Here is a 12242-nt window from a genome sequence, read left to right as displayed (position 1 = left end):
TTCATGCAGGCTTTTTTTATGGGTGTTTCCACATATTAATGTTCGGTTTGAGCGGGATGAATCGGTGGCAGTAAATCCTCATAGCTCATGTCAATTTTATAAATGGTTTTGAGGCGTTGCAGTTGATGACGCGCTTCCACCTCACGACCATTAAAAGCCAATAAACGGGCATATTTTATCAAGTGATATTTGGCAGGATAACTTCTTACCAATTTATCGGTCTCTTGAATCGTTTGCTCCGAGACTTTTTGATAGGGATTCAAACGAATAATTGCCACACGATGTTTAAATTCGGTCAGTAAATAAATCGGCTCATGATTGGTGATTTTCTCAGGACTTTTTTCGTATTTCGACGCTTGACCCAGTTGAATCGCTGCATTGGCATAGTCGCGATAAATGACCGTAATTAACAGCACACCAATGATAAAGACAATGCGTATAAACCAAGGCGATAGTTGAAATGAAGCTGTTTGCGCTTTTGCCGCTTGTAATATCCCAATGATAAAGCCAGCAGGGAGTAGGAAATAAGCGTAATTTTGTGGAAATTCCAACATGGCATGAATGGCAAAAACGCCGACCATGAGTAAACCAATGATTGATAGCGCAGACTTGGCCAATTTTTGCAGTTGAATCCCCCAGTAGGCAAAATAAGCCAAGAAGGGTACGCCAATAATTGCACCATTCCACAATAAAAAATCCAAGATGAAATTGTGTGCACTACGAACCCAGACAGGACCAGCTACAGTATCGGAAATGGCTACAAACGCAGTACTGGTTTGATGCCAACCATAGCCAAACCAAGGCTGTGCAGCAACGGCATGTGCCATTTGCTTCCATATTGCCAGACGAGACATATCACCGCCTGCACGCTGTACTACATCACGACTTTCCTGAATATTCATGTCGGACATTTGGCTCATCAATTGACTGAGCTTTGGCATCATCACAATTAGCCCGATAAAACCAAGGAACCATGCCAAACTATAAAACCAACGCAGGCGGATATAATCTCGGTACTGGGCATAAGCCAAATACAGCAAAATACAGATGCTTGCCACCCATGAAGTGCGCGATTGGCTCAAGGCAATCCCGACTAAAATAGGAATGGCGCAGGCCACCAAATAGCGCGTTTTAACTTTTTGTTGTTCATATAAATACAGACAAGCCAACAAGGCCATGAGCAAGAACGTTGCCATGTTATTAGGCTGGGCAAAATTGGCAAATGGACGCGTTGTCCCGCTGATTTTCATCACAAAAGGCAGAAAACGATCGAAATCCAGCCATTGGCAAATGGCAATCAAACCCGTCAAAACACCAGAAACTGCAAAGGTGATACAGACGTAGCGAAAGGTTTTTTCTCGTGCTTCAGCTGTACGTGACAAACTAAAGCCCATGTTGATACACAGCCAGAAACTGAAGACAAACAGCATACAGAGCAGTGCAATACTGAAGTAGTAAACCTGACCGAACAGCAGTTGTAGCATCGGAATCAGGGCTAAAATCAGTAGAGGAAGTGAAATCTTGGCAATTTCAAGCTTCTGTTTAAAGAACGTGGCAGCCAAAGCAAACAGCGCAAAAAACGTGTATAGCTCACCCGTATAGGTTGCCCAAGGACGGTAGTGAATAGGAATCAGCCAGGCCAATGCAATACACCCGGCAGCACACAGATACAGTAAGGTTTTCATGAAAATTCAGGATCAATAGAACGCGCCTATCATACCGTGAAAAAGCTGTATCTTGGTGATGTAACAGTCAGTCATTTTTTAGCCATGCACTTTTTGCTGAATAAGTCAGATTCAATTTTATGCTGAGCGATATTTCAACAGTGTGAGTATCCCCATTTTTTAATAAACAATCGTAAAAATACGAGTGAGTCAGGATAGCCGAGCAGGAACGAGTGAGACGAAAAATAAGGAATATTTTTGTTTCAAACTTAGCCTGTGCATGGAGTTTTGCTATAGTAAGAACAATTTCGAATCAACATTAGGAAAATGTTATGTCAGCTACTCCACGCATTGGGATTTTAGGTGCAGGCGGTCGTATGGGACGCATCTTAATTCAAGCAGTTCAACAAGCAGGCTACCAATTGGCAGCGGCAGTAGAACGTCCAGAAAGCAGCCTCGTTGGTGCAGATGCAGGTGAACTTGCAGGTATCGGTGCGGTAGGCGTGAAGGTAGTGGGGAACCTTGCTGATGTACTCAAAGATTGCGACGTATTCATCGACTTTACGGCACCTGCTGCTACTGCACAACATTTGAAATTATGCCGTGAAGCGGGTGTGGCACTGGTCATTGGTACGACAGGTATGAATGATGAACAAAAAGCCTATTTAGATGAAACAGCAACACAAACTCCTGTGGTTTATGCAGCGAACTATTCTGTCGGTGTAAACGTTTCAATTAAACTGCTTGAATTGGCTTCAAAAGTCTTTGGTGACACGGTTGATATCGAAGTCATCGAAGCACATCACCGTCATAAAGTGGATGCACCATCGGGTACAGCATTGATGATGGGTGAAGCGATTGCTGGCGCATTGGGTCGTGATTTGAAAGAAGATGCAGTGTATTGCCGTGAAGGTCATACAGGTCCACGTGAGCGAAAAAGCATTGGTTTCCAAACCATTCGTGGTGGTGACATTGTTGGTGAACATACTGCAATGTTTATTGGCGAAGGTGAGCGTGTGGAGATTACCCATAAAGCGACGAATCGTATGAACTTTGCTGCGGGTGCAGTTCGCGCTGCGGCATGGGTGGTTGGTCGTGAAGCACGCAAATACGATATGAAAGATGTACTGGGTTTTAACGATATTGACGTTTAAAAGCGCGTTAAAATCCTTTATAACAACAAAATAAAATTAAAATAAGACGATCAATGGAATGAAAAAAGTCATTTTTATGGCGTGTGCTGTCGCATTGGCTGCGACAGTACAGGCTAAATCGATGGATAATGCTAAGCTTAGTATTAATAAAAACAATATAAAGGTCTGGACCTATCAAGATGAAAAAAATCCAGTATTTCAATATAAGGCTGAAACCAGCTTTGATGTGCCCTTAGAAAAAGCCGTTTCATTGGTTTTAGATGTAGAAAATGCCGTGAAATGGGTACCTTATATGGGCAGTGTCAAAATTATTTCCCGAGATGATAAAAAAGGGGAATTTACGTTATATATGGTGCTGGATTTTCCATTTCCATTAAAAGATCGCGATTTGGTGGTACAGGGTAAAATGCGTAAAGATGCGCAAGGCATCATTAGCATTCAAAATAAAGCCATTCAAAAAGGTTACCCGCTCAATCCGAATTATGTTCGCTTGACCGATTATGAAGGGGACTGGACTTTTCAGCGCCTCGGCAACAAAAAAGTCAAAGTATCGACCTATGGCTATGCCAATCCTGAAGGTTCTATTCCACTCAGTTTTGTGAATATGTTTGTGCAGCAGCAGCCTTATCAGATGTTGCAGAAAATGAAAGCAGAACTTGGAAGGCCTCAAGTATCCACGCCATTACCTGAGATTCTTAAGTAGGTTTAATTCCCAGTATTGGATGATGAGAGTGCATAGGCAGTGAGTTGTTTCATTTGCTTAGGTTCAGGTAACTGTAAACTGAGCAAATGATTCGTTCCAGTTGCATGTTGCTGAGCAGGATCAGAAAATTGAATTTGGAATTGACGCGTAGAGAGTTGCTCGCAATTGAAAGCTAATTTTTGCTGGCGAGGTAATAAATTCATGTTGTTCGAAACTTGTGCTTGATAAATATAGCGACGGTAGCTAGCGGCATGTTGCAGTGCTGGTTCTATATGCCACAGTTTATACTGGCTCAAATGTTGTGTTTTTAAAAAGCCTTCGATTAATGATTGACAAATAAAGTGCTGCTGAGCGGTTGCATCTGATGTGTGCGGCTGACAGGCAGAAAGTGTAAGGGCGCAGCTCAAAAGCGTGAGTCTAGCGGCGGTTATTTTCATGTCTCGCTCCTGTATCTTATTGAAAAACTGTACAGAAAGCTTAAATATGTTAGGTTTATGGGTACAGATACAGTAAATATAAAAAAGTGGGTACAGATATGGCCTTTCAATATCAGTTGCTAGCACAGCAGTTGGGGCAGAAAATTAAGTCAGGGGAAATTGCCGTGGACCTGCGCCTACCTTCCCTACGCCAATTTGCACAGCAGCAGGAGATTAGCCTAAATACTGCCAAAAGCTGTTATGAACTCTTGGAAGCGCAAGGCTTAATTTACGCTAAAGCCAAATCGGGTTATTTTGTGCAACAGTTAGTACAAACCACAACTTGTGTCATTCATGCTCCAGAGCACCCAGATTTTCAATCCAAAATAAGGGATGTGTCCAATTTAGGCCTGCAAATTGAAATACACGAAGCAGCCATCAACAGTAAAATGATTCATTTAGGTTCCATTCAGCTGTCTCCCAATCTGGTTCCCGCCAAAGCCTTAAGCCGCTCAATTCAAAGGGCTTTAAAATACAGTAAACCTGAAGATTTCCTCTACAGTGATCGCCAAGGGCATATGCGTCTGCGTGAAGCGCTCTCTGCACATTGGGCAGAAGATGGTTTTCATATTGTGCCAGAGCAGATTTATATTAGTAATGGGTGTATGCCGACGCTTGCCGTGATGATCGCAAGCCTCACGAATGAGGGCGATGGGGTGATTGTACCGACACCAAATTATAATGGTCAGCTACAAATGTTAGCGCTGATGAAGCGCAAAATCGTGGAGATTCCAGCCAATACCGAAGGTTTTGACCTCGTGCGTTTAGAGCAAGCGATGCAACAGTCTGGCGCTAAAGTTTGCTTACTCACCGCGAATTTTCAAAACCCGCTGGGCTTTTGTTTAAGCAATGCCGAGAAAGAAAAAATTGCCCAATTGGCAGCCCAGTACCAATGCTATGTAATCGAAGATGATATTTATGCCGAATGCAGTTTTAGCATGCAGCGGCCGCTACCGATTCAGTATTGGGATCGTGAAGGCTATGTGGTGTACTGCGGTTCGGTGTCGAAGTCTTTATCGCCTTCGTATCGGCTGGGCTGGTTTTGTATCCCACCCAGCTTAAAACATTTGCATGCGAAATTGCTGCTACGCAATGTTTCTGTCAATACCCCATTACAATTGGGATTGGCCGATTTTATTTTTAGCCGCGAATACCGTCAGCATCTCACAGTGCTACGTCCTAAGTTAAAGCAGCAAGTTGAAGAATACCGCCAATTTATTGCGCAGGCTTTTCATGGCATTGATTTTCGTTTGAATGATCCGCAGGGCAATTATGCGCTATGGCTACAGTTTCCAGATCAGATCAACAGTTTAGCCTTGTATTATTTCGCAGCTGAGCAGGGGATTAATATCGTGCCTGGGATTTTATTTGGTGAAGACCAGCGCTATAACAATTGTATTCGCTTAAATGCAGGCCATGAACTGACGACGGACATTCAACATGCCATTCAACTATTGGCAGACTGGGTTAAATCACAACTGAAGGGTAAATCTGCAGCCTAAAGATCAGAAACATGATCTTATTTATCGCTATAAAAAAAAGCCTGTAAATGTGCAGGCTTTTTTTAAGGCTTGGAATCAATTTTCAATACATTAAAAATCGGCTTTCAGCACAACACGGTAACGTACTTGGCCTGAATGTAAGCGTTCAATGGCTTCATTCACTTGCGACATCGGGAACAGTTCAATCTGCGGTGCAATATTTTGTCGTGCGGCAAATTTCAATAATTGGCGTAGCGCAGCTGGTGAACCTGTTGAAGATCCTGTCACCGATTTTGCGCCACTAATCAACATCCCCGCAGGGATTTGCATGGGTTCAAGTGCAAGTCCAAGCATATGTACACATCCATTTGGTGCGAGCGTTGAAAGATAAGCTGGCCAGTCTAGAGTGACATTCACCGTACTGAGAATTAAATTAAACTTACCGCGTTGTGCTTTGAGTGCGGTTGTATCACGACTACTCACCACATGGTCAGCACCCATGGCTTTGAGTTCTTCGGTTTTATCTAAACTTGAGGTAAACGCGGTAATTTCACAGCCCCATGCTTTTAATAACTTAATTGCCATGTGTCCTAAACCGCCAATCCCAATCACTGCAACATGGTGAATGGCCTGAATTTGGTGCTGTAAAATTGGATCAAAAACAGTGATCCCACCGCAAAGTAGGGGGCCTGCACTGCTCGGATCAAGATCCTCCGGCAGGGGAATCACCCATTGCCAACCCGCGCGGACTTTTTCGGCAAAGCCACCAGCATGACCGACGATGGTTGCAGTCTTAGTTCCAGTACATTGCACTTGGCGACCATCGATACACGGATCACAGTGCTGACAACTTTCAGCAGTCCAGCCGATTCCCACACGTTGTCCGACTTTCAAGCCTTTGGCTTCACTACCGAGTTGCGTAATGGTCCCAATAATTTCATGGCCTGGTACAGCAGGATAGACGGATGATTTCCAATCATTTTCAATAATCGAAATATCAGAATGACATAAGCCACAATATTCAACTTTGACTTCAACTTGATGGGCTTGTAAATCACCCGCATCGAACTGGTATGGAACCAAGCTTTCGCCAGCATTCATGGCTGCATATGCACGGATTAAGTTGTCGCTCATATGAATATTCCTCATGAAAATAATTGGATTTAGACTAATTGTTGAAACTTTATTTAAAATGACAATGATTTTCGTGGTCGTTGACCATGCCAATAGATTGCATCAGCGCATAGCAGGTGGTCGGGCCGACAAATTTAAAACCGTGCTTTTTGAGTGCTTTTGATAAGGCTTGGCTTTGCGCTGTCTGTGCAGGCGCGCTTTTATAATCGGGCACATCATTATTTTGCACATTTGCATCAACAAAACTCCAGAGCCAGGCAACAGGGTCGATGCCATCGTGTTTGAGTTTTTCCCAAGCACGTGCGTTGTCACGGATCGCCGTTAATTTTCCAATATGGCGAATCAATCCCGCATCTTGTAATTTGTCTTGGAGTTGTTGATCACTGAGTTGGGCAATGCTCTGAATCGGCTGCTCAAAAAAATGTTGCCGATAGCTTTCACGCTTACGTAAAACGGTAATCCATGACAGTCCAGCTTGCTGACCTTCGAGGCAAAGCATTTCAAATACATGTTGCTCGTCGTGGCTAGGTTGCCCCCACTCTTGATCATGATATGCCATATAAAGTGGGTCATTCGAGCACCAACCACAGCGTTGAATTGTCATGTTAATGCTCCAGTATTTTCTTGTGGTTTATAACTTAAATTCAGCCCATTGGTCATTTTTGTTGTCCCAATAAGACAGTATTGCTTGGTCTAAATCGGCAAATTGAATCCATACGTCTTTCCCAGACTTATCAGCATATCCCGTGCTAATCAGTAGTGCTTCTTCAGTAATTTCCATGATCCAGCCTTGATACGATTGACCATTCAAGCTGATTTTTTGTTGATTACCTGATTCTGCAAATTCGACCAGACGATTGATCAACGCTTCTGACATGTATATTTCCTAAAAATTAACGTAAATATGGATATGGATTGACAGCATTACGACCTTTACCGCCCAAGTAAATTCCATAATGTAAGTGTGGCGCAGTATGACGGGCATTGCCAGTGTTACCAACATAACCAATGACATCACCTTTTTTGATCACGTCACCGACCGCTAAGGCACGTTTATGTCCATCTAGATGCGCATAATAATGCCAACTGCCTGCTGGCCCCATAATCCATATCACTTTACCACCCAAATTGTTATTGCGTAAGTCTGCAACAAGACCATCTGTGGCACTCAGCACCTTTGTTCCACGTGGAACAAGAATATCAATCCCTTCATGGCTACGTCCTTGGCTACGTGCTGCTCCCCAAGTGTCTTTGAGTTGGCTACGTTTCACTTGATGCACGGGTACAGGAAGTTGATTGGCTAAATGCATCTGTTGCAATCTTTTGACTTCATGCGCAGGAAGTGTTGTAGAAGGGGGCTTTGGCGGATTTGTGGTACACGCCGTAAGAAATAAGACTGCAAGGCTGAAGAAGCCGATTAAAAATGTCCGAATGAAAGCGAGTCCTTGCGTCACAACAGTCCCTTTAGCAATAAAAGTTTGCCTAGACTATGTCACAGATGACGTGTCATTTTCTAGCGCAGTGATGAGTTTTTTCATTGCAGTCGGTATCCCAAGTTGAGTTGCAGCATTGGGACTCAACCATTGGCCTTGGAGTTCAAACGCAATGTATTCTTGCTGATCAAGCTGGGCTTGAAAACAAATCGCTTCAAGTTGCCATGTAAAATGGGTAAAACTATGTGATATCTCTACATGCTGAGCGAGAGGTGTTAAACCTAGCGATAACGCTTGATTTTGTAGTTCGCTAGAATCTTCATAGATGGGTAAACACCAGAGCCCACCCCAAAGACCTGAGCTTGGTCGCTGAAGCCAGAACCACTCGTTTTCTGAGTGGACTAGTAATACTTGGGCCCGTCTTACGGGAACTGCTTTTTTGGCTTTCTTAAAAGGTAATTCTGTTTCAATACCTTGCAGATGTGCCTTGCAATGCTGTTGCATAGGGCAATAAAAACACAAAGGTTTCTTTGGTGTACAGATGGTCGCACCTAAGTCCATAATCGCTTGGGTATAGTCATGATTACGTTCAGTTGGGCACAGTGATTCAGCCAATTTCCACATTTCGCGTTCATGTGCAGGTTTGGATAAGTCATCTTCTATGGCAAAAAATCGCGATAACACCCGTTTAACATTGCCATCCATAATTACGCCATATTGACGTAAACCCAATGACATTAAAGCTCCGCCCGTTGAAGGACCAATGCCAGGGAGTTCAACCCATTCTGCTAAATTCTCTGGAAAATGGCCTTGACGAGCCACGATTCCAGCAGCTTTATGCAAATTTCGCGCACGAGCATAGTAACCTAGCCCCGCCCAATAAGGCGCGACTTCATCCCACGTTGCAGTTCCTAAATCATTGACTGTCGGAAAACGTGTGATAAAACGCTCGAAATATTGCAAGACGGTTTTGACTTGTGTCTGCTGTAACATAATTTCAGATACCCAAACTTTGTAAGGGTCATCAGCAATTTGCCACGGTAAATCATGTCGACCATGGACATCAAACCAATCCAGTAGGGCATCGGAAAACTTAAACATGAAACAGCATCATTAGTAGAAAACGCACATAGTATACATGTTTCAGTATGCAGCGCTTTTTCGAGTTGAGGCTTGTGAGCTAAGCGCTATATAGTCAAAAATAAAAAAGGAGCCGTAGCTCCTTTTTATACATGTGCATGTAGCTTAATTTTGAAATCCCCAACGCTGGTCTAAAGCCAATTTTTGGTTTTCGTAGCGTGGAATAATGTGAATATGGACATGCTCAATGGCTTCGCCAAATACAGTGCCATCATTAAAACCAATATGAAAGCCTGTAGGTTGATGTAATAAATTCAGCTCATTTCGGGCTTGTTCAAGCAAGGACATTAGACTTTTACGTTCTTTGTCAGTGATTTCAAAAAAAGAGCCAACATGACGAAGGGGAACAATAACGCAATGACCTTTAGACAAGCTTTGGGGTTCAGGGAGTACAACACCAAAATCATTTTTTGCGATCACATCATATTCATCATAATTGCAATATGGGCAATTGAGTTCTGTCATTGTTCTCTCCACATTTTTCTTAAAATAACTTTTGATATAACAAGCTTGGTGTTAAGCGCGAAGCTTACGATCAAGCAAGGCGTACATTGCAGCTAAACTTTGTTGCTCGGCAGCAGCGTTATAGCCTAAATCGACATCATTGGCTTTGGCACGTTCATCTGCTAAAGGGTTGGTGAAACCATGTTTAGCGCCTGCATAAACAATGACTTCATGTTCTACATGTGCAGCCAGCATTTCTTGTTTAAACACAGCGACATCGTCCAAACTCACCATCGAGTCTAGTTCGCCATGCTGAACTAGAATTTCAGCTTGAACTTGATTGGCTTGAGCAGGAGTTGCAGTAGATAAGGTGGCGTGGAAGGTTGCTACTGCTTTGAGTGCAGCACCAGAACGCGCTAAATCTAAAATCACTTTGCCGCCATAACAAAAGCCTATGGCTGCGAGTTTATCTGCATTTACTTCAGATTGCTGTGCTAATGTGGTTAAAGCCGCAGACGCACGGGTCACAATTGTGTCTGGGTGATCAAAGGTTTGCATCATCCATGTATAAGCTTGCTTGGCATCCGTCGTTACTTTTTTGTCACCATACATGTCAAGTGCAAATGCCGCATAACCATGTTCAGCCAACTCACGTGCACGTTGTTCGGTATAGTCATTGCGACCCCACCATTCAGGAGAAACCAACACACCCGCAACAGGTGTTTCTGACTCAGGTGCAGCAAAATAACCGACTAACTGTGATCCATCTGCAGCAGTGTAATGAATTTCGCGGGTTTTAATTTTTAAAGTCATGGAAAAATCCCTGTAAAACAGTAAATGGCTAAATTAAACGTTGAAAATTAAAGCATAAAAAGTGTGAGTGAATGATTTAATATAAAAGCTAAATATGAAAATACAGCAAAAATTGCCAAATAATTTGTAAAATAAAATGATTAGAATGCTATAAATTTCAGCATAAGCGGTTTAGCTTATGCTGAATAGAATGAAAATATTATTTAGGTACAACTTCAATAAGTTCAACATCAAAGATGAGTGTGCTGTTTGGTTCAATTACATCACCAGAACCAATCTGACCATAGGCCAAATTTGCTGGAATAAAGAAGCGATATTTTGCACCTTCTTTCATTAACTGTAGACCTTCAGTCCAACCTTGAATCACTTGGCTGACTTGAAACATTGCAGGGTGGTTACGTGCAATTGAACTGTCAAAAACCGTACCATCAAGTAAACGGCCTTCATAATGAACTTTTACGGTCGCGTTGGCTTTGGGTGATTTACCTTTACCAGCCTCAATCACTTGATATTGTAAACCTGATTTAGTAACTATAATCCCAGATTTTTTGGCATTTTCAGCTAAAAAAGCCGTTCCGATTTTTTCATTTTCATCGGCTTTTTGTTTAAGTTCGATCAGTTGTTTTGCTTCAGTTTGCTTCTTGTATTGAGTTAAAGCACGCGTCATTTCTTCATCAGTTAAAGCAGATTCTTGCCCTTTAGATGCTGCTTTAAGGCCCGCAACAAAAGCATCAATATCTAAATCTTTGATTGATTCTGCATTACTACGACCCATGAGATAGCCAAAGCTATAACCCACTTGTTCAGCAGCACTACTTTTATTGCTCACGTTTTTTGCAAAAACAGTGCTTGAACACAGTGCCAAACACAAAATACCCATCTGTAATTTCATTATTCAATCTCAAAAATAAAGCAGGAGAGCTTTTTGCTCTCCTGTACAGTGTTTTATTTAACTTGGATCAGTTCGACATCAAAAATTAAGGTACTGTTTGGAGGGATCGTACCAGGAACACCCTGTGCACCATAGCCAAGATTTGCAGGAATAAATAAGGTCGCTTTGCCACCTTCTTTCATCAATTGCAAACCTTCAGTCCAACCCGGAATCACTTGATTTAATAGAAACTCAATTGGCTCACCACGTTGTACCGAACTGTCAAATACGGTGCCATCAACCAATTTACCAGTATAGTGAACTTTCACTACAGAATTGGCTTGAGGTTGTTTACCTGCACCTTCTTTAGTGATGATGTATTGTAAGCCAGAAGCTGTTGTTTTTACGCCAGCTTTAGCTTTATTTTTAGTTAGGAAAGAATCACTTGTGCTTTGCGCTTGCTTATTGCTTTCAAGTTGTTTTGTTTGCATTTCTTGCTGGAATTCAGCATATGCTTTTTGCAATTCTTCTTCAGTATAAGCGGGTTTCGCGCGTGCATGACCAGCACGAACACCAGTCACAAAACTGTTAATGTCCAATTCAGGTGGTGTTTGATGAGCAACTTCATAACCCAGTGCGTAGCTGATTTTAGCGACGGCTGATGCATTTGCAGCAGGTTGAGTTGATGTTGCTGATTGCGTAGCAGGTGTTTTAGTTGCATAGTAAACAGGAACAAGTGCGGCACCGCCGAGTAGAACAGCGACAGCGATAGGTAGAGCCTTACTCATATATTTTCCCACAATTATTTTATATGTAAAAAGTTGCTGAAATTCTAGCAGACTTTTCCTGTTCAACGTTTAGCTATATGTATGAATAGCTAAGGTGCAGGAAAGTTCATCATAGCCATCTTCTTATTTTTATACTATAAC

Annotated in this window: 14 protein-coding genes; 3 read left to right on the top strand and 11 right to left on the bottom strand. The window is 42.4% G+C overall.

Annotation, left to right across the window (positions count from 1 at the left end):
- Positions 1 to 35 precede the first annotated feature (35 nt).
- Positions 36 to 1685: a PglL family O-oligosaccharyltransferase gene (locus B9T33_RS09950; RefSeq protein ID WP_086178757.1), complete on the bottom strand. Its 1650-nt coding sequence runs from the start codon at positions 1683 to 1685 to the stop codon at positions 36 to 38.
- A 311-nt stretch (positions 1686 to 1996) separates the two neighbouring features.
- On the opposite strand from B9T33_RS09950, the gene dapB reads away from it, so the two are divergent.
- Both dapB and B9T33_RS09940 read left to right on the top strand, forming a co-directional pair.
- Complete coding sequence (dapB, locus tag B9T33_RS09945; RefSeq protein ID WP_086178756.1) at positions 1997 to 2818, top strand: 4-hydroxy-tetrahydrodipicolinate reductase; 822 nt, start codon at positions 1997 to 1999, stop codon at positions 2816 to 2818.
- Between the two features lie 58 nt (positions 2819 to 2876).
- On the top strand, positions 2877 to 3521 hold the full coding sequence (locus B9T33_RS09940; RefSeq protein ID WP_086178755.1) for an START domain-containing protein: 645 nt from the start codon (positions 2877 to 2879) through the stop codon (positions 3519 to 3521).
- 2 nt (positions 3522 to 3523) lie between these two features.
- Here the strand turns inward: B9T33_RS09940 and B9T33_RS09935 are convergent, their stop codons facing one another.
- Positions 3524 to 3958 carry a hypothetical protein gene (locus B9T33_RS09935; protein WP_086178754.1) on the bottom strand — a complete coding sequence of 145 codons (435 nt, stop codon included), beginning with the start codon at positions 3956 to 3958 and terminating at the stop codon, positions 3524 to 3526.
- Positions 3959 to 4056: 98 nt separating this feature from the next.
- Between B9T33_RS09935 and B9T33_RS09930 the strand changes: the two genes are divergently transcribed.
- Positions 4057 to 5499, top strand: coding sequence for a PLP-dependent aminotransferase family protein (locus B9T33_RS09930; RefSeq protein WP_086178753.1), 1443 nt, complete (start codon positions 4057 to 4059; stop codon positions 5497 to 5499).
- Positions 5500 to 5589: 90 nt separating this feature from the next.
- Here B9T33_RS09930 and ahr read toward each other — a convergent pair whose 3' ends face one another.
- From ahr to B9T33_RS09885, 9 genes are all read right to left on the bottom strand, one after another.
- Complete coding sequence (ahr, locus tag B9T33_RS09925) at positions 5590 to 6612, bottom strand: NADPH-dependent aldehyde reductase Ahr (protein ID WP_086178752.1); 1023 nt, start codon at positions 6610 to 6612, stop codon at positions 5590 to 5592.
- A 49-nt stretch (positions 6613 to 6661) separates the two neighbouring features.
- Positions 6662 to 7216: a DNA-3-methyladenine glycosylase I gene (locus B9T33_RS09920; protein ID WP_086178751.1), complete on the bottom strand. Its 555-nt coding sequence runs from the start codon at positions 7214 to 7216 to the stop codon at positions 6662 to 6664.
- Positions 7217 to 7243: 27 nt separating this feature from the next.
- Positions 7244 to 7489, bottom strand: coding sequence for a hypothetical protein (locus tag B9T33_RS09915; protein ID WP_086178750.1), 246 nt, complete (start codon positions 7487 to 7489; stop codon positions 7244 to 7246).
- 16 nt (positions 7490 to 7505) lie between these two features.
- Positions 7506 to 8045 carry a M23 family metallopeptidase gene (locus tag B9T33_RS09910; protein ID WP_086178791.1) on the bottom strand — a complete coding sequence of 180 codons (540 nt, stop codon included), beginning with the start codon at positions 8043 to 8045 and terminating at the stop codon, positions 7506 to 7508.
- 54 nt (positions 8046 to 8099) lie between these two features.
- Positions 8100 to 9146 (bottom strand): A/G-specific adenine glycosylase, encoded by a 1047-nt coding sequence (gene mutY, locus B9T33_RS09905; protein ID WP_086178749.1) that lies wholly within the window; start codon positions 9144 to 9146, stop codon positions 8100 to 8102.
- A gap of 144 nt (positions 9147 to 9290) precedes the next feature.
- Positions 9291 to 9650 (bottom strand): HIT family protein, encoded by a 360-nt coding sequence (locus B9T33_RS09900; RefSeq protein ID WP_086178748.1) that lies wholly within the window; start codon positions 9648 to 9650, stop codon positions 9291 to 9293.
- A gap of 51 nt (positions 9651 to 9701) precedes the next feature.
- On the bottom strand, positions 9702 to 10442 hold the full coding sequence (locus B9T33_RS09895; protein ID WP_086178747.1) for a dienelactone hydrolase family protein: 741 nt from the start codon (positions 10440 to 10442) through the stop codon (positions 9702 to 9704).
- A 199-nt stretch (positions 10443 to 10641) separates the two neighbouring features.
- On the bottom strand, positions 10642 to 11334 hold the full coding sequence (locus B9T33_RS09890) for an FKBP-type peptidyl-prolyl cis-trans isomerase (protein WP_086178746.1): 693 nt from the start codon (positions 11332 to 11334) through the stop codon (positions 10642 to 10644).
- Between the two features lie 53 nt (positions 11335 to 11387).
- Entirely contained in the window at positions 11388 to 12101 is a 714-nt protein-coding gene (locus B9T33_RS09885) for an FKBP-type peptidyl-prolyl cis-trans isomerase (RefSeq protein WP_086178745.1), read from the bottom strand.
- Positions 12102 to 12242 lie beyond the last annotated feature (141 nt).

The organism is Acinetobacter sp. ANC 5054 (assembly GCF_002135295.1).
GTDB lineage: Bacteria > Pseudomonadota > Gammaproteobacteria > Pseudomonadales > Moraxellaceae > Acinetobacter.
This window is presented reverse-complemented; position numbering and strand designations above follow the sequence as displayed.

Coding starts and splice junctions, on each gene's coding strand:
- B9T33_RS09950 (WP_086178757.1), bottom strand. CDS start 1,685: ATGAAAACCTTACTGTATCTGTGTGCTGCCGGGTGTATTGCATTGGCC.
- dapB (WP_086178756.1), top strand. CDS start 1,997: ATGTCAGCTACTCCACGCATTGGGATTTTAGGTGCAGGCGGTCGTATG.
- B9T33_RS09940 (WP_086178755.1), top strand. CDS start 2,877: ATGAAAAAAGTCATTTTTATGGCGTGTGCTGTCGCATTGGCTGCGACA.
- B9T33_RS09935 (WP_086178754.1), bottom strand. CDS start 3,958: ATGAAAATAACCGCCGCTAGACTCACGCTTTTGAGCTGCGCCCTTACA.
- B9T33_RS09930 (WP_086178753.1), top strand. CDS start 4,057: ATGGCCTTTCAATATCAGTTGCTAGCACAGCAGTTGGGGCAGAAAATT.
- ahr (WP_086178752.1), bottom strand. CDS start 6,612: ATGAGCGACAACTTAATCCGTGCATATGCAGCCATGAATGCTGGCGAA.
- B9T33_RS09920 (WP_086178751.1), bottom strand. CDS start 7,216: ATGACAATTCAACGCTGTGGTTGGTGCTCGAATGACCCACTTTATATG.
- B9T33_RS09915 (WP_086178750.1), bottom strand. CDS start 7,489: ATGTCAGAAGCGTTGATCAATCGTCTGGTCGAATTTGCAGAATCAGGT.
- mutY (WP_086178749.1), bottom strand. CDS start 9,146: ATGTTTAAGTTTTCCGATGCCCTACTGGATTGGTTTGATGTCCATGGT.
- B9T33_RS09900 (WP_086178748.1), bottom strand. CDS start 9,650: ATGACAGAACTCAATTGCCCATATTGCAATTATGATGAATATGATGTG.
- B9T33_RS09895 (WP_086178747.1), bottom strand. CDS start 10,442: ATGACTTTAAAAATTAAAACCCGCGAAATTCATTACACTGCTGCAGAT.
- B9T33_RS09890 (WP_086178746.1), bottom strand. CDS start 11,334: ATGAAATTACAGATGGGTATTTTGTGTTTGGCACTGTGTTCAAGCACT.
- B9T33_RS09885 (WP_086178745.1), bottom strand. CDS start 12,101: ATGAGTAAGGCTCTACCTATCGCTGTCGCTGTTCTACTCGGCGGTGCC.